The 22,656-nt window shown below is 54.6% G+C and carries 27 protein-coding genes; 12 read left to right on the forward strand and 15 right to left on the reverse strand.

The annotated features are described in order from the left end of the window. Window positions 1-13: 13 nt before the first annotated feature. The 10 genes from flgK to flgB form a co-directional block, all read right to left on the reverse strand. Window positions 14-1,654 carry a flagellar hook-associated protein FlgK gene (flgK, locus tag QE396_RS08305; RefSeq protein WP_020884676.1) on the reverse strand — a complete coding sequence of 547 codons (1,641 nt, stop codon included), beginning with the start codon at window positions 1,652-1,654 and terminating at the stop codon, window positions 14-16. Window positions 1,655-1,729: 75 nt separating this feature from the next. Continuing rightward, a complete protein-coding gene (gene flgJ, locus QE396_RS08310; protein ID WP_014169562.1) occupies window positions 1,730-2,683 on the reverse strand; it encodes a flagellar assembly peptidoglycan hydrolase FlgJ in 954 nt (317 codons plus the stop codon). Further along, window positions 2,683-3,780: a flagellar basal body P-ring protein FlgI gene (locus tag QE396_RS08315; protein ID WP_014169561.1), complete on the reverse strand. Its 1,098-nt coding sequence runs from the start codon at window positions 3,778-3,780 to the stop codon at window positions 2,683-2,685. Before QE396_RS08315 ends, flgJ begins: the two co-directional genes overlap by 1 nt. Window positions 3,781-3,792: 12 nt before the next feature. Then, the gene (gene flgH, locus QE396_RS08320; protein ID WP_023311139.1) at window positions 3,793-4,491 is read right to left on the reverse strand and encodes a flagellar basal body L-ring protein FlgH; all 699 of its coding nucleotides are present in this window, start codon (window positions 4,489-4,491) and stop codon (window positions 3,793-3,795) included. 57 nt (window positions 4,492-4,548) lie between these two features. Further along, window positions 4,549-5,331, reverse strand: coding sequence for a flagellar basal-body rod protein FlgG (gene flgG / locus QE396_RS08325; protein WP_008500810.1), 783 nt, complete (start codon window positions 5,329-5,331; stop codon window positions 4,549-4,551). 11 nt (window positions 5,332-5,342) lie between these two features. After that, entirely contained in the window at window positions 5,343-6,098 is a 756-nt protein-coding gene (locus QE396_RS08330; RefSeq protein WP_309950687.1) for a flagellar basal body rod protein FlgF, read from the reverse strand. Window positions 6,099-6,118: 20 nt separating this feature from the next. Next, on the reverse strand, window positions 6,119-7,327 hold the full coding sequence (gene flgE / locus QE396_RS08335) for a flagellar hook protein FlgE (protein WP_014169558.1): 1,209 nt from the start codon (window positions 7,325-7,327) through the stop codon (window positions 6,119-6,121). Between the two features lie 26 nt (window positions 7,328-7,353). Further along, window positions 7,354-8,064, reverse strand: coding sequence for a flagellar hook assembly protein FlgD (gene flgD, locus QE396_RS08340; RefSeq protein WP_014169557.1), 711 nt, complete (start codon window positions 8,062-8,064; stop codon window positions 7,354-7,356). Window positions 8,065-8,075: 11 nt separating this feature from the next. Continuing rightward, a complete protein-coding gene (gene flgC, locus QE396_RS08345) occupies window positions 8,076-8,480 on the reverse strand; it encodes a flagellar basal body rod protein FlgC (protein ID WP_013097138.1) in 405 nt (134 codons plus the stop codon). Between the two features lie 3 nt (window positions 8,481-8,483). Beyond that, a complete protein-coding gene (gene flgB, locus QE396_RS08350; RefSeq protein ID WP_014169556.1) occupies window positions 8,484-8,900 on the reverse strand; it encodes a flagellar basal body rod protein FlgB in 417 nt (138 codons plus the stop codon). 157 nt (window positions 8,901-9,057) lie between these two features. Here flgB and flgA point away from each other — a divergent pair, with 157 nt between their 5' ends. The 3 genes from flgA (at window position 9,058) to flgN (ending at window position 10,534) form a co-directional block, all read left to right on the forward strand. Next, window positions 9,058-9,717, forward strand: a complete 660-nt coding sequence (gene flgA / locus QE396_RS08355) for a flagellar basal body P-ring formation chaperone FlgA (protein ID WP_020884679.1) — start codon at window positions 9,058-9,060, stop codon at window positions 9,715-9,717. 93 nt (window positions 9,718-9,810) lie between these two features. Then, window positions 9,811-10,104: a flagellar biosynthesis anti-sigma factor FlgM gene (gene flgM, locus QE396_RS08360; RefSeq protein ID WP_014169554.1), complete on the forward strand. Its 294-nt coding sequence runs from the start codon at window positions 9,811-9,813 to the stop codon at window positions 10,102-10,104. A gap of 4 nt (window positions 10,105-10,108) precedes the next feature. Then, a complete protein-coding gene (gene flgN, locus QE396_RS08365) occupies window positions 10,109-10,534 on the forward strand; it encodes a flagella biosynthesis chaperone FlgN (protein WP_025204463.1) in 426 nt (141 codons plus the stop codon). 59 nt (window positions 10,535-10,593) lie between these two features. Here the strand turns inward: flgN and murJ are convergent, their stop codons facing one another. The 4 genes from murJ to rimJ all read right to left on the reverse strand — a co-directional run bounded on the left by murJ (window position 10,594) and on the right by rimJ (window position 14,491). After that, window positions 10,594-12,129 carry a murein biosynthesis integral membrane protein MurJ gene (gene murJ / locus QE396_RS08370; protein WP_020884681.1) on the reverse strand — a complete coding sequence of 512 codons (1,536 nt, stop codon included), beginning with the start codon at window positions 12,127-12,129 and terminating at the stop codon, window positions 10,594-10,596. Between the two features lie 191 nt (window positions 12,130-12,320). Next, complete coding sequence (locus QE396_RS08375) at window positions 12,321-13,244, reverse strand: Gfo/Idh/MocA family protein (RefSeq protein WP_014169550.1); 924 nt, start codon at window positions 13,242-13,244, stop codon at window positions 12,321-12,323. Between the two features lie 2 nt (window positions 13,245-13,246). Then, window positions 13,247-13,897, reverse strand: coding sequence for a YceH family protein (locus QE396_RS08380; RefSeq protein ID WP_014169549.1), 651 nt, complete (start codon window positions 13,895-13,897; stop codon window positions 13,247-13,249). 9 nt (window positions 13,898-13,906) lie between these two features. Then, on the reverse strand, window positions 13,907-14,491 hold the full coding sequence (gene rimJ, locus QE396_RS08385) for a ribosomal protein S5-alanine N-acetyltransferase (RefSeq protein WP_013097146.1): 585 nt from the start codon (window positions 14,489-14,491) through the stop codon (window positions 13,907-13,909). 236 nt (window positions 14,492-14,727) lie between these two features. On the opposite strand from rimJ, the gene mdtH reads away from it, so the two are divergent. The 9 genes from mdtH (at window position 14,728) to QE396_RS08430 (ending at window position 21,425) form a co-directional block, all read left to right on the forward strand. Beyond that, window positions 14,728-15,936 carry a multidrug efflux MFS transporter MdtH gene (mdtH, locus tag QE396_RS08390; protein ID WP_014169547.1) on the forward strand — a complete coding sequence of 403 codons (1,209 nt, stop codon included), beginning with the start codon at window positions 14,728-14,730 and terminating at the stop codon, window positions 15,934-15,936. 124 nt (window positions 15,937-16,060) lie between these two features. Further along, the gene (locus QE396_RS08395) at window positions 16,061-16,621 is read left to right on the forward strand and encodes a lipoprotein (protein ID WP_020884685.1); all 561 of its coding nucleotides are present in this window, start codon (window positions 16,061-16,063) and stop codon (window positions 16,619-16,621) included. A gap of 127 nt (window positions 16,622-16,748) precedes the next feature. After that, a complete protein-coding gene (pyrC, locus tag QE396_RS08400) occupies window positions 16,749-17,795 on the forward strand; it encodes a dihydroorotase (RefSeq protein WP_014169544.1) in 1,047 nt (348 codons plus the stop codon). 74 nt (window positions 17,796-17,869) lie between these two features. Then, on the forward strand, window positions 17,870-18,115 hold the full coding sequence (gene dinI / locus QE396_RS08405; protein WP_020884687.1) for a DNA damage-inducible protein I: 246 nt from the start codon (window positions 17,870-17,872) through the stop codon (window positions 18,113-18,115). A 272-nt stretch (window positions 18,116-18,387) separates the two neighbouring features. Further along, on the forward strand, window positions 18,388-18,642 hold the full coding sequence (bssS, locus tag QE396_RS08410; RefSeq protein ID WP_008500827.1) for a biofilm formation regulator BssS: 255 nt from the start codon (window positions 18,388-18,390) through the stop codon (window positions 18,640-18,642). 116 nt (window positions 18,643-18,758) lie between these two features. Then, window positions 18,759-19,877 (forward strand): N-methyl-L-tryptophan oxidase, encoded by a 1,119-nt coding sequence (solA, locus tag QE396_RS08415; RefSeq protein WP_032681266.1) that lies wholly within the window; start codon window positions 18,759-18,761, stop codon window positions 19,875-19,877. A 59-nt stretch (window positions 19,878-19,936) separates the two neighbouring features. Next, entirely contained in the window at window positions 19,937-20,050 is a 114-nt protein-coding gene (locus QE396_RS08420) for a DUF2770 family protein (RefSeq protein WP_032670549.1), read from the forward strand. Window positions 20,051-20,278: 228 nt separating this feature from the next. Next, complete coding sequence (locus QE396_RS08425) at window positions 20,279-20,845, forward strand: cytochrome b (protein WP_032670551.1); 567 nt, start codon at window positions 20,279-20,281, stop codon at window positions 20,843-20,845. Window position 20,846: 1 nt separating this feature from the next. Next, entirely contained in the window at window positions 20,847-21,425 is a 579-nt protein-coding gene (locus QE396_RS08430) for a YceI family protein (RefSeq protein ID WP_020884691.1), read from the forward strand. Between the two features lie 41 nt (window positions 21,426-21,466). Here QE396_RS08430 and QE396_RS08435 read toward each other — a convergent pair whose 3' ends face one another. Further along, on the reverse strand, window positions 21,467-22,516 hold the full coding sequence (locus QE396_RS08435) for a rhodanese-related sulfurtransferase (RefSeq protein ID WP_020884692.1): 1,050 nt from the start codon (window positions 22,514-22,516) through the stop codon (window positions 21,467-21,469). Window positions 22,517-22,656 lie beyond the last annotated feature (140 nt).

Genomic DNA, 22,656 nt, shown 5'->3' on the forward strand with positions numbered 1-22,656 from the left:
TTTCACCTCAGCCTTAGCGAATATTAATGATTGCATCAAAGAGCGAGCTGGCAGTTTGTAGAACCTGCGCATTAGCGAGGTAATACTGCTGATAGCGCTGCAAATTGCCATACTCTTCGTCAAGGTTTACCCCTGAGATCGACTGCTGCTGTTTGGTTAACTGCGTCGCCACATTCGCTTTCGTTTCGCTGCTGGTTTTCAGTGCCGCTGTTGAGCTACCAACGGTACTGACGAGGGAAGCATAAGCATCATTGAAAGACTTATTCCCGCCGACAAGCTTGCTATTTTGCAGATCCAGCAATTTTTGACCGTTGCGGTTGTCACTTTCGCCACCGGCGCTTGTCGATGCCATCGCCAGTTTGGACTCATCATTAAACTTGAGTTCCATGTTTACGATGACATCAGAAACGGGCTTCACAACAAAACTGTCTTTGTTATTCGCGGTACCGCTCACGTTGACATTCAGGCCGTCGAAAGACAGATTGCCGCTCGCATCCGGACTCATCGTGAAACTGGTCTTATCCGACGTACGCGTAATGGTCCAGTCGGTTCCGTTGAACTGCAGCTTATAATCGGTTGCCTGGACTTTAGTACTGTCAGCCACGGAGGCTGTCAGCGCGGCGGTACCTGAATTCTTGCTGTTGGACACAACCGCAGGCGAGCCAAAGTCAAAGAGCTTGCCGCCAGCATCGCCGTTAGCATCAAAACCCGCTTCATGCTGCTTGTTCATCGCGTCAGCAAAGGCCAGCGCCATCTGGTTAAGGCTATTACGCGCTTTATCCAGATCTTCAGAGCGGAAGGTGAGTAAACCGCCAAGGGTGCCGGTGGTAATCAGCTTCTCAGGAATTTCGATATTCCCGGAAACGTCATCGGTATAGGCCAGCGTTGTACGGGTTGGGTCTGCGCTGGAATTCACCGCAGCCAGCTGGTTCGCTTTGCTCCCCTGTACCAGGCTGTAACCGGTGCCAAATGAGACGTTATACGTGCCGCCATCCTGCACAGAAACTTCAACACCGACAATTTTATTCAGTTCGCTCACCAGCTGATCGCGTTGATCGAGCAGGTCGTTTGGTGATGAGCCAGCACCCACGCCGGTCAGACGGGAAATCTGATCGTTCAGGTTCGCAATCTGTTTGGCGTAGTTATTAATTTGATCGACGCTGGCAGAAATCGCGGTATTCACCTGCGAATCCTGATCGCGAAGATACTGATCGTTGGTTTTAAACTGATTGACCAGGCCATCCGCTTTGCCCAGCACCGTCTGGCGCGCAGCCGGATCTTCTGCGTTGCTCACCAGCGTCTGCAGACTTTTGAAGAAGTCCTGCAGCGTGGTAGAGAGCGAGTTGGTGGTATCCGAGAGCACATCATCGATCTTTGACATCTGCTGATAGCGCGTAGTCAGGCCGCTGCTCTGGGTCTGCGCGGCGCGCAGCTGGTTGGTAATGAATGCATCATACTCACGCTGGACACCGGAGACATAAACCCCGTTACCTACCCAGCCACCGCCGGTCAGCGTGCTGTTTGACGCGCCCAGCACTGTCGTCTGGCGGGTATAACCTGCCACGTTATAGCTTGAAATATTATTACTGACGGTATTGAGTGCCGACTGCGCAGCACTGAGGCCACTCATGGCACTGTTAATCAAACTGGACATGGGGGTTCCTTTTATACGTTCAGACACGAGTCCTGATGAAGGTTATCGGCAGCCTCCACCGGGACTTGAGAACTTTCAGAACAGATTTTCGATATCTGTGCTATAGGCTTTGCTGACCTTCTCGCCCATCGATTTCAGCTGCTGAATCATACTGGTGAGCTTACGCGCATAGTTCGGATCGGTGGCGTAGCCCGCATTCTGCAGTGCCTGAGCGCCCTGCTCCGCGGTTGCCGCCTGTGTAACGGCGGTGTAACGCGGATTTCGGCTCAACAGGCCCACATAGTCGGATAAGGCTTCCAGATAGGAGCTATAGACGCGGAATTTGGCTTTAACCTTCACCGCCGCACCGTTTTCATATTCAGTGGTGGTGATCTCGGTGGTCGGCCCCTTCCAGCTCGACGTGGCCTTCACGCCGAAGATGTTAAAGCTCGGATCGCCGTTTTCTTTACGGATCTGCCGCTGACCCCAGCCGGACTCCAGCGCCGCCTGCGCGAGGATCAGGTGGTGAGGCACGCCGCTCTGTTCACTGGCAAGACGTGCCGGCAGCGAGAGCTGCGCCAGGAAGTCTTTGCTGTCGCCAGAAAGTGGCTCATCGCTGGTACTCGTGGCCTTCGGTACGGCTTTGCGCACCATCTGCGTCAGGGCCTGATTCTGATAACTGGTCACCGTTTGCAGGTCGAACTTCATCGGCACCTGCTGTGGCTTATCATCCGGCTGGATGCCCTGCGCGGCTTCGGTCTGTTTGACAATCATATCAGCCAGACCGAGTCCTTTCCCGGCGGTCATCTGCTGCGCAATCTGCTGGTCATACATGCTGGTGTAAAGACGGGTTGAATCACTGCTGAACATCCCGTCTTTCGGCAGGGTTTCACGCATGCTTTTCAGCATCATCTGTACAAACATCCCTTCCACCTGGCGGGCGACCGGGCGGATATTCGCCGCCGGGTCCTTACCTGCTTTGGTTTTCAGTTCGTTGAGCGACTGGGCATCCCAGGCAGCACCGGTCAACAGCTTGCTATCGGTCAGCATCAGATGATTTCCAGTTTGGCGCGCAGACAGCCCGCGCTTTGCATGGATTGCAGAATCGACATCAGATCCATCGGCGTCGCCCCCAGGGCATTCAGGGCCCGAACCACGCTATTGAGGTTCGCGCTGGAGCGTACGCTCTGCAGCGATCCACCGCTCTGGCGCAAATCAATCTGCGTTTGTGGCGTCACCACGGTCTGGCCACCCCCGAACGGGGTATCAGGCTGACTGACGTTGGCGGAGCGGTTAACCGTCACGGAGAGATTACCCTGCGCTACGGCACAGCTGTCGAGCGACACTTCGCGGTTCATCACAACCGAACCGGTGCGCGAGTTGATAATCACTTTGGCATCCTGAACCGGAACATTCACTTCCATATTCTGGATATCAGCCAGCATACGGACCTGGTTGCTGCTGCCGGTAGAGGTGCGGATCTGCACGGTACGGGCATCCAGCGCCGTGGCGCTGCCGTAGCCGCGGCTACGGTTGATGGTGTCGGCAATCTGCTGCGCCATCGTGAAGTCTTCATTATTCAGCTGCAGGTTAATGGTGTTGCCTGCGCCAAACTGGGTCGGCAGTTCACGCTCAATGATTGCACCATTGGTAATACGCCCGCCGTTCAGCTGATTCACCTGCACACTGCTGCCGCCCGCAGACGCGCCGGCACCGCCGACAAGAATGTTCCCTTGCGCCAGCGCATAAACCTGGCTGTCGACCCCTTTCAGCGGAGTCATCAGCAGCGTGCCACCACGCAGGCTTTTGGCGTTACCCATTGACGAGACCACGACATCAATCGTCTGCCCCTGGCGCGCGAACGCCGGGTAGGAGGCGGTGACCATGACCGCGGCCACGTTTTTCAGCTGCATGTTGGTTCCCGCCGGGACGGTAATACCGAGCTGGGAAAGCATGTTGTTCAAACTTTGAGTCGTGAATGGCGTCTGGGTGGTCTGGTCGCCTGTTCCGTCCAGACCCACCACCAGGCCATAGCCAATCAGCGAGTTTTCGCGCACGCCCTGAACGCTGGTGAGATCGCGAATACGGTCAGCCTGGGCAAACGTTGCCACCAGCGCCAGCGCCACGGCGAAGATCGATTTAAACATGGGTCACCTCGCTTACATCGGCGATAAGTTAAGGAAGAAACGCTGCAGCCAACCCATATTTTGCGCTTCATTGATGTAGCCGTTACCGACGTACTCGATGCGCGCATCCGCCACCTGGGTGGACGGAACGGTGTTAGTGCCGCTGATGGTGCGAGGATTAACCACGCCCGAGAAACGAATGAACTCAGTGCCCTGATTGATGGCGATCTGTTTTTCACCCACAACGTGTAAATTGCCGTTAACCAGCACCTGGTCAACCGTCACCGTCAGCGTGCCGCTAAAGGTATTGCTGGCATTCGCGCCACCTTTGCCGTTAAAGGTATTGCCGCCAGAGGCCTCGACATCAGCACGCGCATTGCCGAACAGGCCCTGCAGATAGCGTGGAACGGTATCGAAACCGAAATTGGTTTTGCCATCGCGGCTGGCATTCGCCGACGAGCTCTTGCTCGCGCTGACGTTTTCCTGCAGCACAATGGTCAACGTATCGCCGACATTACGCGGGCGGCGATCTTCAAACAGCGGTTGATAGCCATAATTGATTGGCTGCGCGGTCTGGAAAATGGAGCCGTTCACCACTGGCGCCGGGCCAGGAACGGGTTGGGCGGTAGTCGCACCCTGCACTAAAGGTTTAGACGGGATCAAGGCACACCCGCTGAGGGTGACAGCCAGAACAGTCAGTATCGGATAACGAAACGCCGCGTTTTTTTGCATTGCCTTCATCTTCGAAAACAGGGAGCCGGCGCGGCGTTGACCGCACCGGGCTACACCTTAGAGTTGCGTCAGTTTCTGCAGCATCTGGTCGGTCGTCGACACTGCTTTACTGTTAATTTCATACGCGCGCTGGACCTGGATCATATTCACCAGCTCTTCCGCAACGTTCACGTTCGAGGTTTCCACATAACCCTGATACAACAGACCCGCACCGTTGAGGCCCGGGGTGCTTTCATTTGGCGTACCGGAAGATTGCGTTTCGGTGTAGAGGTTCTCACCAATGCTTTCCAGACCGGTGTCGTTCATGAAGGTGGTCAGGTTTAGTTGTCCAACCTGAACAGGTGCAGCCTGCCCCTGCTGCGTCACACTCACCACGCCGTCACGCCCGATAGTAATACTCAGGGCATTCGCCGGGATGGTAATCGCAGGCTGAACCTGGAAACCACCCGCCGTCACCAGCTGACCATTCTGATCGACCTGGAACGATCCGTCGCGGGTATAGGCAGAAGTTCCGTCAGGCAGTTGCACCTGGAAGAACCCCTGGCCTTTGATTGCCACGTCTTTGCTGTTGTTGGTCTGAGACAGGTTGCCCTGGCTATGCAGACGCTCGGTGGCTACTGGACGAACACCGGTACCAATCTGCAGACCGGATGGCAGCGTCGTTTGTTCAGAAGACTGCGCTCCCGGCTGGCGGATGGTTTGATAAAGCAAATCTTCGAAAACGGCACGCTGACGCTTGAAACCATTGGTGCTGACGTTTGCCAGGTTGTTGGCAATCACATCCATGTTGGTTTGCTGCGCGTCCAGGCCAGTTTTCGCGATCCATAAAGAACTGATCATAAGGAGTCCTGTTAACTCATAGCCAGAAGTTGGTTAGCCTTGCCCGCGTTCTCATCAACGCTGCTGATAATCTTCATCTGCATTTCAAAACGACGGGCACTGGCGATCATGTCGGTCATCGCTTCGACCGGCTTGACGTTACTGCCTTCCAGAACGCCGGACATCACGCGGATGCTCGGATCGGCCTGTAACGTGGCCCCCCGAGTGGCCTGGGTCGCCTGGGTCAGACGGAACATCCCGTCATCGCCACGCTGCACCTCTTTGCCTTCCGCCTTCACCAGCTTCAGACGCCCTACGGGCGCAACGGTATTGGCCGGATCGCCCGGGTTCAATGCCGAAATGGTCCCGTCGGCCGCGATAGTCAGCTCAGCCCCTTCCGGCACCGTCAGCGGACCCGCTTCACCCATTACCGGATGACCCTGAATCGTCAGCTGGCCCGTGGCACTCACCTGGATGTTACCGTTACGGGTATATCCTTCACCGCCGTCAGCGGTCTGCACCGCCAGCCAGCCGTCCTGTTGCAGGGCAACGTCCAGCGGGCGTGAGGTGTAATCCATCTGCCCTGGCGTCATATCCGCACCCGGCGTAGAGGCCGTAACCAGCGTACGCGTCGGCAGGGACAGCCCTTCCACCGGGACCGCACGCAGCGCATTAAGCTGCGCACGAAAGCCCGGTGTAGAGGCGTTTGCCAGGTTGCTGGCAGTAACAGCCTGCTGATTGAGCGTCTGGCTTGCCGCGCCCATCGCGGTATATATTGCGTGATCCATTGCGCTTTCCTGTCAGCCGCTTAACGCAGGTTAACCAGCGTGTTGAGGATCTGATCCTGGGTTTTGATGGTCTGCGCGTTCGACTGATAGTTACGTTGCGCGACGATCATGTTCACCAGCTCTTTACTCAGATCCACGTTAGACGCTTCCAGCGCACCGTTGGTCAGCGTACCGAAGTTACCGGAGCCCGCGGTACCCAGCAGCGCCACGCCAGAAGACTGGGTGGCAGACCAGACGTTATCGCCTTCAGACTTCAGACCTTCGTTGTTGGCGAAGTTAGCCAGCACGATCTGGCCCAGGGCCTGGGTCTGTTCGTTGGAGTAGTTACCCACCACGGTGCCGTCGTCGTTGATCTGGTAGCTCACCAGGTCACCCGGTTTGTAACCGTTCTGGTTGGTTGCCACGATGTTATTCGCGCCGGTGTTCTGCTGCATGGAATTGGCGAAGCTCATCGCAAACGTGGCTGGCGTTGCACCTGGAACGGTGCCGGTGGTGATATTGATGCTGCCGCCGCCGGTCAGTACGCCGCTGGTGTTGAAGGTCAGCGTGGTCGCCAGGGATGGCGTGCTTCCTGCAACGCTGCCGTCCTGGGCATAGACTTTCCAGGAGTTTGCCGGAGTCGCGTCTTTAACGTAAAACAGGTTCATGTTGTGCGCATTACCCTGGCTGTCAAAGACCGTCACCGTCCCTTTTTTGTTGTAGCTGTCAGGGTTGGTCGGATCAAAGGCCGTGGTTGGCGCGGTGTCAGTGGAGTTCAGGTTGATCTGCTGGGACGCGGTGGTGGTGGATTTCGCCGCCATCAAGGTCGTTGGGATATTGATCGCCTGCGGGTTAGCGCCGGTCTGAACCGTTGGCGGGGTACCCGCAACAGGATAACCGGTTAATTGCAGACCCTGCATGTTCACCAGGTTACGGTTTTCGTCCAGTTTGAACTGACCGTTACGGCTGTAGAACACAGAGCCGTTGGAATCGACCATACGGAAGAAACCGTTCTGGCTGATGGCAACGTCCAGACCACGACCAGTGTTGGTCGTCGTACCGTCGGTAAAGTCCTGAGTGATGCCCGCAACTTTCACGCCCAGACCCACTTTGGAACCGGCAAACATATCTGCAAATGAGGCAGAACCGGATTTAAAACCATAGGTCGCGGAGTTGGCGATGTTGTTGCCAATGACATCCAGGTTGGTGGCCGCAGCATTCAGGCCGCTGACCGCTTGAGAAAAGGCCATGACTTACTCCTGATAAGTGTTAAGGCTTAGATAATCTGCCGAACTTCGTCGAGCGTGGTGGTACCAGAGGTACCCAAATCCAGTTTGTTACCGCCGGCGCCTTTAATCACGCCCTGAACCAGCGCGAACTGCAGCGGCTGCGCCACCAGTTGGGTGGTTCCGTTGCTGGCGCTGATCGCCACTTTGTAAGAACCGTTTGGTGCTTTCGTGCCGTCGGTCAGGCTGCCGTCCCAGGTAAAGGTGTGTACGCCTGCCTTCAGCTCACCAATCTCAATGGTGCGTACCACTGCCCCGCTCGCATCGCTGATCGTCGCAGTCACTTTGTCAGCCGGCTGCTGCAGCTCAACGCCAAACGGCGTGGTGGTCGTGGTTGACGTCCCCTCGGTAGTGCTGGTGCCGGCAAGGATCGTGGTCCCCGGGATCATCACCCCATGACCAATCAGATTCGCAGCCTGCAGAGACTGGCTGTTGTCAATCTGACCGGAAACGGAGCCAAGGGTGGTGTTGAGTTTTTCAATGCCGCTGACGGTACTGATCTGCGCCAGTTGCGTGGTCAGCTCGTTGTTCTGCATCGGATTGGTGGGATCCTGGTTCTTCAGCTGCGCTACCAGCAGCGTCAGAAAGCTGCTCTGCAGATCGGACGCGTTACTGCCCGTCAGGGCGTTGGAACCCGTCGAACTTTTGGCGCCATTAACACCTGAGTTCGTGGGATCATTCACATTTACGGCGATGGACATGCATGTCTCCTTTACTGGCCGAGAGTGAGTGTTTTGAGCATCATGCTCTTCACGGTATTAAGCACTTCGACGTTTGCCTGGTAACTGCGTGACGCCGACATGGAGTTCACCATCTCACCCACCACATCCACGTTAGGCATTTTTACGTAACCGTTCGCATCCGCCAGCGGGTTGCCAGGCTCATACACCAGCTTGTCCGGTGCCTGGCTCTCAACCACATCAGAGACTTTCACACCGCCGGTGGCCGCGCCTGGCGCCGCATCGACCTGAAAGACGACCTGTTTCGCACGATAAGGCTGACCGTCTGGTCCGGTCACGCTGTCGGCGTTCGCCAGGTTACTGGCGGCTACGTTCAGACGTTTGGACTGCGCGGTAAGCGCCGAGCCGGCGATATCAAAAATATTCAGCAAGGCCATTTATCAGTTGCCCCCCTGCAGGACGTTCATCATGCCTTTGATTTGTCCGCCGAGAACGGTCAGGCCTGTCTGGTATTTCAGGCTGTTATCGGCAAACTGTGTACGCTCCCGGTCCATGTCCACGGTGTTACCGTCGAGTGAAGGCTGGTCGGGAATGCGATAAAGCAAATCGGTCGTTGGTGCGGTCATCGTCTGAGCGGGAATATGGCGTGAGGAGGTCAGCGCGAGCGCGACACCGCTCCCTTCTGCGCGTCCACGCTCCATCACTTTTTTAAGCTCACTGGAAAAATCAATATCGCGCGCCTGATACCCTGGCGTATCGGCGTTAGCGATATTGGCGGCTAAAATTTCCTGCCGCTGGGCACGTAAATTGAGCGCTTCCTGCTGAAAACGTAACGCGGCGTCGAGTTTATCGAGCATGTCTCCTCCGCTGATGGCAAAATTTCAGTTCACAGCTTAAATCTCAACCCATCCGCCTTATCGACGGAATAAGCGCAAAATGCGTCGCTATTTATTGCGTTGATGAAAAACCACTGCAGGTAGAATTCACTCAATTCTGGAAACGGTGGAACTTGCGATGCAAACGTTAAAACGTGGCCTGATGGCAACTTTCTTGCTTTTTAGCCCCCTGGTGCAGGCGGATGGTTTACAGGATCAGCTAAACACCTTTTTTGCCCAGAAGCTGGCGGGCTTTAGCGATGAAGTTGTCGTCACGGTACGCACGCCACCAAATCTGTATCCCTCCTGTGAGCAGCCGTCATTTACCGTGACCGGCACCACCAGACTGTGGGGAAACGTGAACGTGCTGGCACGCTGCGCCAACGAAAAACGGTATTTACAGGTTGCAGTCCAGGCGACAGGCAATTATGTTGTCGCCGCTGTCCCCATTGCCCGGGGTACCGCACTGCAGGCCAACAGCGTGACGTTGAAACGCGGCCGTCTGGATCAGCTGCCGCCACGGACAATGCTTGAAATTAACCAGGCGCAGGACGCCGTCAGCCTGCGTGATGTCGCACCGGGCCAGCCGATACAGCTGTCGATGCTGCGCCAGGCGTGGCGCGTCAAGGCGGGTCAACAGGTGATGGTGGTGGCCAATGGAGATGGCTTCAGTATCAACAGTGAAGGGAAAGCGTTAAACAATGCCGCGGTGGCGCAAAATGCCCGCGTCAGAATGTCTTCAGGGCAGGTGGTTAGCGGAACCGTCGATTCTGATGGGAATATTCTGATTAACCTATAATCTTTTTAAAGATTTCGCTGCAGCTGCCGATAAATATTCAACTATTGATGATGTCAGGCGCCAACGCCGCGAACCCTCGATGAGGACAACACTATGAGCATTGATCGTACATCAGCCCTGAAGCCGGTAAGCGCTGTACAACCTCGCGAAACGAATGACGCTACGCCGCAGAAAACGCGTCTGGAAAAACCGTCAACGTCTAACAGCACCAGCGTAACCCTGAGCGATGCCCAGGCAAAACTGATGCAGCCCGGCGGCAACGATATCAACATGGAACGCGTTGAAGCGCTGAAAACGGCTATTCGTAACGGCGAGCTGAAAATGGACACCAGCAAAATTGCTGACGCCCTGATTCAGGAAGCGCAGAGTTTCTTACAGAGTAACTAACCGTATGAGTCGACTGTCAGAAATACTGGATCAAATGACGGTTGTCCTGAACGACCTGAAAACGGTAATGGACGCTGAGCAACAGCACCTCTCTTCCGGTCACATCAACGGCAGCGCGTTGCAGCGTATTACTGAAGACAAAAGCTCGCTTCTGGCGACGCTGGATTACCTTGAGCAGCAACGTCGCGCTGAGCAGGATCCTAAGCGCAGTGCTAACGACGATATCGTTGAGCGCTGGCAGACTATTACAGAAAAAACCCAGCACCTTCGCGATCTCAACCAGCATAACGGCTGGCTGCTTGAAGGTCAGATAGAGCGTAATCAGCAAGCGCTTGAGGTGTTAAAACCGCATAAAGAAACCGGGCTGTACGGTGCGGATGGTCAGACAGCGACGGCACGTATTACGGGCGGGAAAAAGATTTCGATTTGAAGCATAAGCGACAAATCAAGCAGTGGGGAGCACCATAAGGTGAACTCCCCTTTTGGCGTTTATGCCGTACGGCGGGCAAACTCTTTCACTTTGAAGCCCAACACGGCGAGTGTGGCAAAGTAAGCCACAACCCCAACACCCACCACGGCCATCAGTCGCAGCAGACGATAAGGCATGGTGCCGAGCGACCACTCCGGCATCACGTGCATCATGCCGAGCAACGCCGCTGCCATCACCAGCACCGCGATAACCAGTCGCACAAGGAAACTCGCCCAGCCCGGCTGCGGCGTGAAGATATCCTGCTTACGCAGCTGCCAGTACAGCAGCCCGGCATTCAGACAGGCCGCCAGACCAATAGACAGAGCCAGACCCGCGTGCTTCAGTGGGCCAATAAACGCCAGGTTCATCAACTGGGTCATCACCAGCGTCACCAGGGCAATCTTCACCGGGGTTTTAATGTTCTGACGGGAGTAGAACCCTGGTGCCAGCACTTTAACAACAATCAGCCCCATCAATCCCACCGAGTACGCCACCAGCGCCTGCTGAGTCATGGACGCATCATGGGCTGAAAATTTACCGTACTGGAACAGCGAGACGGTCAGCGGTTTCGCGAGGATCCCCAGCGCCACCGCGCTTGGCAGTGCCAGCAGGAAACAGAGGCGTAAGCCCCAGTCCATCAGGCGGCAATACTCATCATGGTTGCCGCTGGCAAAGCTTTTAGAGAGCGACGGCAGCAGAATCGTCCCCAGCGCGACGCCCAGTACGCCAGAAGGAAACTCCATCAGACGGTCAGCGTAGTACATCCAGGAGACCGAACCGGACACCAGGAAAGAGGCAAAGATGGTATTGATGATAAGTGAGATCTGGCTGACAGAAACCCCGAGGATTGCAGGTCCCATCTGCTTCATGACGCGCATTGCGCCGGCATCACGGAAATTAATGCGCGGCAGAACCAGCATGCCAATTTTCTTCAGATGCGGCAGCTGATATGCCAGCTGCAGGACGCCGCCCACGGTCACCGCCCAGGCCAGCGCCAGTACCGGCGGGTTGAAATGCGGTGCGGCAAACAGGGCAAAGCCAATCATGCTGACATTCAAAAACGTCGGCGCAAACGCCGGAACGGAGAAGCGGTTCCAGGTATTGAGGATTGCCCCCACCAGCGAGGCCAGCGAGATCAACAGGATATAAGGAAAGGTAATGCGCAGCAGCTGGGTGGTAAGCGCAAATTTATCAGCGGTGTCGGCAAACCCCGGCGCGGTCACCATAATCACCCAGGGCGCAGCCAGCATCCCCAGGACTGTCACAATAGCCAGCGCCAGCGTCAGCAGCCCGGAGACGTAGGCGACAAACACCCGCGTAGCATCTTCGCCCTGCTTGCTTTTATATTCCGCCAGAATTGGAACGAAGGCCTGCGAGAAAGCCCCCTCAGCAAAAATACGGCGCAATAAATTCGGCAGTTTGAACGCGACGAAAAAGGCGTCCGTTGCCATCCCAGCACCAAAAACCCTTGCCACAATGGCATCGCGCGCAAAACCCAGTACGCGAGAAAACATGGTCATCGAGCTGACGGCTGCCAGCGATTTTAATAAGTTCATTAATGTGAATTTCCACAACCATACGGCAAAACGCCTGCAGAGCAGGCGTAATGAATGCCCGACGGCGTTGCGCTTGCGCAGGCCTTCGGATTTGCAGGCCGGGTAGGCGAAAAGCCTCCCGGCGAAACCAACAATCGGCGCTTAGTCTACCCGGATTTAAGGGAATTACTATCGGCAGATGTTACAGAGGGTTATTCACTCATGGCCTCTCGCCAGAGCCGTTCCACGATGCGTTGCGCCATGATGGCCTGTTCACCGGCGGTTTCCGGAACCGTCTGATTTTGCACGCAGCTAATGAAGTGACGGGCGCATCCCGCGAAGCCGCGTTGCTCCAGAGTGCTCTGCCAGCCCGGCGCCGGAAGCGTGACCACACCGTTGCCTTTCTCTTCACGCCACTCCCGCATGTCGGTGATGTCATACAGCGCACCGTCAGTGACGGCCTGGACAAACTCCCGCTGACTGCCCGCACGACGATGCATGCTGGTGGTCACCTGCAGATGTTCCAGCGCAAAGTGGTGCTCGGCGTAGACCATCTCGCCCAGATCGTTGGTCATCAGGGTCCCGCTTTTCAGCTGAGCCTGGCCGTTTGTCAGCCAGAGCGCCGTGTCCACCACGTGCAGATAATCATCGAGAAGCGTAAAGCGCAGATCGTTTGGCCCGACGCTGTCGGTACGGTGTTTATCCATCCTCAGAGAGGCCAGCGCGCCCGGCTGTGCCTTCAGTTGCTGATAAAGCGGAGCGAAGCGGCGGTTAAAGCCCACCATCAGCGTCAGGTTCTTGCGTGCCGCCAGCTCTATCAGTCGCTCGGCATCCTGAACGTTCTCCGCCAGGGGCTTATCCACACAGACGTGAACACCGGCATTCAGCAGTTCGCTGACCACCTGATAGTGCGTTGCCGTTGAGGTATGCACAAATACCGCATCGCACTCGCGGGCAAGATCAGACAGCGAAGCGGCGTATGGTATCCGCCAAGTTGCGCAGATGCGTTCAGCCTTCTCGCGGGTAGGTGACCACGCGCCCTGAAGCGTCCAGTCCGTTGCCGCGCCTAATACCGGTAACCAGGCTTTCTGCGCAATACCGCCAAGCCCCACCACGCCTAAACGTAATTTTTTCACTGTTAATCTCCCAAATGTGCCAGCAGTGCGTCCAGGCGCTGTTTCAGCCCAGCGACCTCCTCTTCCAGCGCGTCCACGCGCGCCGTCAGGCTGCCGCTGACAACAGTGGACTCTTGTTCCGTTGCCAGCGTCGCGGTATCCACCTCGCCACTGAAGAGATGCATATAGCGGCTCTCACGCTTGCCCGGTTCGCGTGCCAGACGCACCACGTAAGGGCCATCCTCGCGGGTTGCAAGCCCTTCCAGGGTTTGTTCCACTTCCTGCATATCCGCAAACTCATGCATACGGGAAGCCCGTGTGCGCAGTTCGCCGGGAGTTTGTGCCCCGCGCAGTAAAAGGGTCGCGATCACCGCCACTTCCGCGGCGCTCAACTTCAGGTCGCCGAATTCGGAATTACAAAAACGTTGTTCGTACTTGGTGACGCGGTTTCCGAAGCCGCTGACGGTGCGCAGATAATGGCGTTTCACCAGTTCATCCAGCACATCCTGAACGTCATGCTCGCTGAGGTTCATTACCGGCTCGCGGTTGGTCTTTTGGTTGCAGGCCATCATGACGGCGTTGACAGAGAGCGGATATTGCTCCGGCGTCGTGACCTGTTTTTCCAGCAGGCATCCGACGACGCGCGCTTCTGCACCGCTTAACTGATATTTCATCTCTTCTCCTTAGCGACCCGCTGTCCAGTCCCGGGTGGTTAATGCCGTGAGGACATGGTCGCGCCATTCTCCATCTATCAGCAGATAGTCTTTGGCGTAACCCTCTTTCTCAAACCCTAAACGCGCCAGCAAATTACCGCTGCGCTGATTATGCGGCATATAGTTCGCCATAATACGATGGATATGTTGCGTGCGTTGCATATAACGGATCGCCACCGTTAATGCTTCATACATCAGCCCCTGCCCCTGCCATTTCTGACCGATGGAGTAGCCGAGGTAGCAGGCGTGAAACGATCCGCGTACGACGTTTGAAAAGTTGGCGATGCCGATGATCTCTTTTTCTTCAGGATCCAGCAGCGCAAAATAAAACGCACTTCCCTGCTTATGAAATTCCGCAATCATACTGAGGCGCGCCTGCCAGCCGGATGGGTAACAATGGCTCTCATCCCGAACGGGTTCCCAGGGTTTTAAAAACTGGCGATTCTCGGCGTAATAATCCGCCAGACGCCAGGCATCACGCTCATGCACCAGACGAACGACCAGCCTGTCCGTTGTCAGACGCACTTTTGGCACATTACTACGATAGCCAAACATCGATACCACTCCTTCCCGTCACTTCTGCTGACCCATTAGCTTTACTATACCTGTGCCTGCGCCGTCTGTGAAAACAGTGACATACCATTTTGACCTCTTTTCACATTTTTCGATGAGAACTCTCTATCAAAGCGCTCTTTTGATAAAAAAATATTGTCACGCCCAGGGGTGGGAAAACGCGCAGTAACCCCGCAGAATGTTAGCGTGCTCACCATCCTGTTTTCCCTGGAGGGAAAATGTCCCGCGTATCACAGGCGAGGAGCCTGGGTAAATATTTCCTGCTAGTCGATAACATGCTGGTCGTGCTCGGCTTTTTTGTCGTGTTTCCTCTTATCTCGATCCGCTTTGTCGATCAGATGGGCTGGGCGGCGCTGATGGTTGGCATCGCGCTGGGTTTACGCCAGTTTGTCCAGCAAGGCCTTGGGGTGTTTGGCGGCGCCATTGCTGACCGCTTCGGCGCGAAACCGATGATTGTGACCGGTATGCTGCTGCGTGCGGCAGGCTTTGCCACGATGGCGGTTGCCCATGAGCCCTGGCTTCTGTGGTTCTCCTGCTTTCTCTCCGGGATCGGCGGAACCCTGTTTGACCCGCCGCGCACCGCGCTGGTGGTGAAGTTAATTCGCCCGCAGCACCGCGGACGTTTCTTCTCGATTTTGATGATGCAGGACAGCGCGGGCGCGGTAATTGGCGCGCTTCTGGGGAGCTGGTTGCTGCAGTACGATTTCCGTCTGGTCTGCGCGGCTGGCGCGGTGCTCTTTATTCTGTGTGCCCTCTTTAATGGCCTGTATCTGCCCGCATGGAAATTGTCGACGGTGAAAGCGCCGGTACGCGAAGGGCTGGGCCGCGTCCTGCACGACAAACGTTTTGTCACCTACGTATTGACCCTGACGGGTTACTACATGCTTGCCGTGCAGGTGATGCTGATGCTGCCTATCATGGTCAATGATATTGCGGGAACCCCGGCCGCCGTGAAATGGATGTACGCCATCGAAGCCGCGCTTTCGCTGACGCTGCTCTATCCGATTGCCCGCTGGAGTGAACGGCGTTTTCGCCTGGAGCATCGTCTGATGGCCGGGCTGTTTTTAATGACGCTGAGCATGATGCCCATCGGTCTGGTGAATTCTCTCCAGCAGCTGTTTACGCTGATTTGCACCTTCTATATTGGCTCTATCATCGCCGAGCCGGCTCGTGAGACGCTAAGCGCCTCGCTTGCAGATGCACGTGCCCGCGGCAGCTATATGGGGTTCAGCCGACTCGGTCTGGCCTTTGGTGGGGCTTTGGGTTACGCCGGCGGCGGCTGGCTGTTTGATGCAGGCAAAGCGCTGAATCAACCGGAACTGCCGTGGATGATGCTCGGCGCGGTGGGCTTTATGACGCTGCTGGCCCTCTGGTGGCAGTTCAGCCAGAAGCGCAGCGCAAGCGGCATGCTCGAACCGGGCGCGTAGCCCTTCCCTCTGGCGGGAGGTCGCTCCCGCCTCACTTCTCAGTTTTTTCTGCTGGTTTCTGCCATTTCACACTGACATACTGACGTAACAGGACAGAAGCGCCGATTTTTCGTTGAGGAACACTATGAAGAAAATTGTCATTGCCGCTGCATTCATTGTCAGCGGTCTGCTGGTGGGCTGTAACCAGCTTACGCAATACACCGTCAGTGAACAGGAAATTAATCAGGCGCTGGAAAAACATAACAACTTTTCAAAAGACATCGGCGTGCCCGGGCTTGCCGATGCGCATATCGTCCTCAGCAACCTGACCAGCCAGATAGGACGTGAAGAGCCAAACAAAGTGACGCTGAACGGGGATGCGAACCTCGATATGACCTCCCTCTTCGGCAACCAGAAAGCCAATATCAAGCTGAAGCTAAAAGCGCTGCCGGTCTTTAACAAAGAGAAAGGGGCTATTTACCTGCAGGAGATGGAAGTCGTCGATGCGGAAGTCACGCCGGACAAGATGAAATCTGTGCTGCAAACCCTGATGCCTTATCTGAATCAGTCGCTGCGTAACTATTTTAATCAGCAGCCAGCCTACGTCTTAAGTGAAGACAAGAGCAAGGGTGAAGCGCTTGCGAAAAAGTATGCTAAAGGGATAGAGGTGAAACCGGGAGAAATCATTATTCCCTTCACTGATTAACCCGTAGGGCGCCGAGGCGCCCTTTTTTTTTACGGAAAGGTGTGCAAACGAAAACGTTTCCGCTTATGATTTGTGTCCGGCAAAAACAGCCATCCGAATGACTGATTCCTGACAAGCCGGAGCTTCCATGACTGCACAACCCCAGGTTCTTAAAATCCGCCGCCCTGACGACTGGCATATCCATCTGCGCGATGGCGATATGCTCAAAACCGTCGTGCCTTATACCAGCGAAATTTATGGCCGCGCGATTGTCATGCCTAACCTGGTGCCACCAGTCACCACCGTCGATGCCGCAATGGCGTATCGCCAGCGCATTCTGGATGCCGTCCCGGCGGGCCATGAGTTCACCCCGCTGATGACCTGCTACCTGACCGATTCCCTGGATCCAAACGAAGTGGAGCGCGGGTTTAACGAAGGCGTATTCACCGCTGCGAAACTTTACCCGGCCAATGCCACCACCAACTCCAGCCACGGCGTTACCAGCATTGATGCCATCATGCCGGTGCTGGAGCGCATGCAGAAACTGGGTATGCCGCTGCTGGTTCACGGTGAAGTCACGCATGCCGAGATCGACATCTTTGACCGTGAAGCCCGTTTTATCGACACCGTGATGGAGCCCCTGCGTCAGCGCCTTCCCGCGCTCAAAGTGGTCTTCGAGCACATCACCACCAAAGATGCCGCGGAGTATGTCCGCGACGGTAACGAGCTTATCGCCGCCACCATCACGCCACAGCATTTGATGTTTAACCGTAACCACATGCTGGTTGGCGGTGTACGTCCGCATCTGTACTGCCTGCCGATCCTCAAGCGTAACATTCACCAGCAGGCGCTGCGCGAACTGGTTGCCAGCGGTTTCTCTCGCGCGTTTCTGGGCACGGATTCCGCACCTCATGCGCGTCATCGCAAAGAAGCAAGCTGCGGCTGTGCGGGCTGCTTTAATGCCCCAACCGCTCTCGCCAGCTATGCAACCGTGTTTGAAGAGATGAATGCCCTGCCGCATTTCGAGGCGTTCTGCTCACTCAATGGCCCCCGTTTTTATGGGCTGCCGGTCAATGAGACCTTCATTGAGCTGGAACGTAAAGAGAGCCAGGTTGAGGAAGCCATTTCACTGACCGATGACACGCTGATCCCATTCCTGGCAGGTGAAACCGTTCGCTGGACGGTAAAACGCTAAAAAATCAGTGCCCCTTGTTGTCAAACCGATAATATACCTGTATAAATAAACAGTATATTACACAGGGGGCATTTATGCGTATTGAAGTCACCATAGCCAAAACTACCGTTCTGCCTGCCGGCGCGCTTGATGCGCTTGCAGGCGAATTATCCCGTCGTATTAACAACACCTTTCCCGAAAACGACGGTGCCGTAACGGTGCGTTACGCGGCCGCAAACAACCTCTCCGTCATTGGCGGCGCGAAAGAAGATAAAGCGCGTATCACCGAAATCCTGCAGGAAACGTGGGAAAGCGCCGACGACTGGTTCATCACAGATTAACACTGCTCCCTCATTGTGTTTTTTTGCCGGGTCGCCCCGGCTTTTTTTCGCCTGAAAATCCAGAAAGTTCAAATTAATTCGGCAACTTCTTTAAAAATCGTGAACAACATGGTGTTTTATTGTTCGAACAATCCTAAAAAGCAGAAAAATGTGTTGCTAGCTGTTTATTTTTCCCTTAGGAACCCTTATTACTTGTATACTGAAGTTGCTTCAGAAAAACATGCATTGAACCTCGAAGTCGTTGTCTTCTAACACGCATTATGGGGGTTATAATGGAAAAGAATAGCGAAGTCATCCAGACCCACCCACTCGTTGGCTGGGATATCAGTACCGTAGACAGCTACGATGCACTGATGCTGCGTTTGCACTACCAGACCCCAAATCAGCTGAACCGTGAAGAAGCGGAAGTTGGACAGACGCTGTGGCTTACGACAGACGTCGCCCGTCAGTTTATTTCTATTTTGGAAGCAGGCATCGCAAAAATAGAATCTGGCGACTACCAGGAAAATGAGTATAAACGGCATTAGCGTTTAGCCCACTTTTCACTCTACAGGCACCCTCGGGGTGCCTTATTTATTTCTCCCTTGTATAAGCCCCCGATGTTAATTACTCTGCTAACAAAGCGTTAGTTTAAGAGATGCCCATGAAATATGATCTGATTATTATTGGTAGCGGCTCCGTTGGTTCTGCCGCCGGATATTATGCCACCCAGGCTGGCCTCAAGGTTCTGATGATAGATGCCCATCTTCCCCCTCATTCAGAGGGAAGCCATCATGGCGATACTCGCCTCATTCGTCACGCCTATGGTGAAGGCGAGCGCTATGTCCCGCTGGTACTTCGCGCGCAAGCGCTCTGGGACGAACTGGCTAAACAGACTGAAGAGCGCATTTTCGAACGCACGGGCATCATTAACCTTGGTCCTGCCCGCTCTGATTTTCTCGCCAGCGTCGAACGCAGCGCGAAGACATTTAACCTGGACGTTGAGAAGCTCGACGCGGCGGGGATCATGTCACGCTGGCCGGAAATCACCGTCCCGGACGATTATGTTGGTCTCTTTGAAGCCCATTCCGGCGTGCTGCATTGCGAAACAGCAATAAAAACCTGGATAGCGCTGGCCGCGAAAGCAGGCTGCGCCCAGCTTTTCAATTGTCCGGTCGAGGCCATTAAGCATGACGCTGACGGCGTCACGGTGACAACCCTGGACGGAGAGTATACGGCCTCCCGATTGCTCATCAGTGCAGGTACCTGGGTAACCCGTCTGCTGCCAGACCTGCCCGTACAGCCGGTGCGCAAGGTCTTCTCCTGGTTCCAGTCTGATGGCCGTTACAGTACGCAGAATAAATTCCCGGCGTTCACCGGCGAGTTACCCAACGGCGATCAGTTCTACGGCTTCCCTTCGGATAAAGACGCGCTCAAAATCGGGAAACACAATGGGGGACAAATTATCTCCTCTCCTGAAGAACGTAAACCGTTTGGCGCCTACCCACAGGATGGCTCTGAAGCCTTCTCGTTCCTGCGAAATATTCTGCCGGGCGTCGGTGGCTTACTCTATGGCGCGGCATGCACCTACGACAACACGCCGGACGAAGACTTTATTATCGATACGCTGCCCGGGCATGAGAACACATTGCTCATCACCGGTCTGAGCGGTCACGGCTTTAAGTTCGCGTCGGTTCTGGGTGAAATTGCCGCGCAGTTTGCCCAGGGTATTACACCGCAGTTTGATCTGAAGCCCTTCTCTCTTTCACGTTTTAACGGATAATCCACCACGGGCTTCGGACGTTCCGGAGCCCCTCTTCTTGTAACGGTTTGCGGGGCGCTATGCGCAAAGTTGTGGGTTTTCTCATCAATAATATTCGTGAGCATTTGATGCTCTATATCTTATTGTGGGCGCTGCTGGCCATCATTGATTTTATTTACATTGTATTTTACTGAAAGCCTGCCTGACATTTATTGACATTACTTTATATTTGCTTAAGTTAGAACAATTCCTCAATTAGCCCTTTGTTAAGTCTTGCACGAAGACATTGAATTACCTTTGCGGATCATTTTCAAAACCGCTGAAATAAATAAAATAAAAATCAATATCGACTTATTTCAGTTGCAATATCATTCCTTCCCGTTCATTTTTACTGCTCTGTTTATTTGATAATGGTAATCCTGATGCAATTGCGTAACACCTCCCGGCGCTATGGAATAATATCCATAAGCTTGCACTGGATATTTGCTATTGCGGTCTATGCCATGTTCGGACTTGGCCTCTGGATGGTGACGCTCAGCTATTACGATGGCTGGTATCACCAGGCCCCGGAGCTGCATAAGAGCATCGGCGTGCTGCTGATGATGGGGCTGGTTATTCGCGTGATCTGGCGACACATTTCACCGCCGCCTGCCGCGCCAAAGACCCACAGTAAATTTACCCGTATCAGCGCTGTTGCCGCGCATATTACGCTTTATGCGCTGCTCTTCGCTCTTCTGATCAGCGGCTATCTCATTTCGACAGCAGAGGGTAAACCGATAAGCGTTTTTGGCATTTTTGATGTCCCGGCAACGCTTGCCGATGCGGGATCACAGGCCGATATTGCCGGGGTGATTCACCTCTGGCTGGCATGGAGCGTGGTTATCCTGTCCGTGCTGCACGGGCTTGCCGCCCTTAAACATCATTTCATCGATAAAGACGATACGCTAAAGCGCATGCTTGGCCGCTCGTCAGTTGACTCTGGAGCTTAAAATGAAAAAACACCTGCTGGGTATCGCACTGGGTTCTCTGTTATTTACCACCGGCTCAGCCGTTGCTGCTGACTATAAAATTGATAAAGAGGGCCAACATGCTTTCGTCAATTTCCGTATTCAGCATCTCGGGTATAGCTGGCTGTATGGCACCTTTAATGATTTTGACGGCACATTCAGCTTTGACGAAAAAAATCCTGCCGCCGATAAAGTCAACGTGACCATTAATACCAACAGCGTCGACACCAATCATGCAGAACGCGATAAACATTTGCGCAGTGCGGAATTCCTGAACGTGTCTAAATTCCCGCAGGCCACCTTCACCTCCACGGAAGTGAAAAAAGATGGCGATAAGCTGGATATTACCGGCAACCTGACGCTCAACGGCGTGACAAAACCGGTTACGCTGAATGCAAAATTAATGGGCCAGGGTGACGATCCGTGGGGGGGGAAACGTGCCGGATTTGAAGCCGCAGGTAAAATTCACCTGAAAGACTTTAATATTACTACCGATTTGGGCCCGGCTTCTCAGGATGTCGAACTGATTATTTCCGTTGAAGGCGTTCAGCAGAAGTCTTAATAACGACGCCCGGCAGGCTTTCACACTGCCGGGCATCAGCCTTATTCAGGGTCGGGAATACCCAGTTTGGTGTTCAGACGGCCACGGGATTTATTAAAAATCTTGTTACCGTTTTCCCGTCCTGCACGACGACGGCGCTGTTCCTCTTCCGGCAGCATACTCTCTTCACTGCACAGTTCGCTGCAGCATCCGTTAAATTTCTCGGCGCAGGCCGGACACTGAATAAACAGCAAATGACATCCGTCATTTTTGCAGTTGGTATGGGTATCACACGGCGTACCGCACTGGTGACAGTGGGCAATCACATCCTCTGAAATACGCTCGCCCATTCGTTCGTCAAAGACAAAGTTTTTACCGATAAAACGGACCGGTAAACCCTGCTCACGGGCACGGCGGGCGTACTCAATAATGCCGCCTTCAATGTGCCAGACCTTATTAAACCCGTTGTGCTTCATCCAGGCACTGGCCTTCTCACAGCGGATCCCGCCGGTGCAGTACATCACGATTTTTTTATCTTTATGTTCCTGCATCATCTCAACCGCTTTTGGCAGTTGCTCGCGGAAGGTATCAGCCGGAATTTCCATCGCGTTTTCGAAATGCCCCACTTCGTACTCATAATGGTTACGCATATCGATGAACACCGCATCCGGATCGTCCAGCATCGCATTCACCTCCGCCGCTTTCAGGTATTCCCCGACATCAGCGGCGTTAAACGCCGGATCGTCAATACCGTCCGCGACAATGCGTTCACGCACTTTCATGCGCAGTACCCAGAATGATTTACCGTCATCATCCAGGGCAATGTTCAGGCGTACACCGTTGAGAGCCGGATCGAACCCGTAAAGCAGGTCGCGGAAGGCGTTTACTTTGCTTTCCGGTACGCTGATTTGGGCATTGATGCCTTCACGGGCAAGATAGACACGCCCGAAAACATTCAGCGTCGTGAAGGCCTGATAAAGCGCATCGCGGGTCGCTTGTGGATCGTTGATGGTGAAGTATTTGTAGAATGAGATTGTCGTGCGCGGTTCGGTTTCAGCCAACATACGCGCCTTTAACATCTCATTCGAAACGCGGTTGTGTAACACTGGCATGGTGTACAAGTCCTGCAATCGTTAGAGAGAATGAAAAATCGGTCGGCATCATATAGCAAACAATGACAATTTACATCCACACAATTTACGCTACATTTCACACACCCTAGTTAGTCAGACTTAACAATTGCTGCATTCGT

The sequence above is a fragment of the Enterobacter sp. SORGH_AS_0287 genome (assembly GCF_031453695.1).
GTDB classification, from domain to species: Bacteria; Pseudomonadota; Gammaproteobacteria; order Enterobacterales; family Enterobacteriaceae; genus Enterobacter; species Enterobacter ludwigii.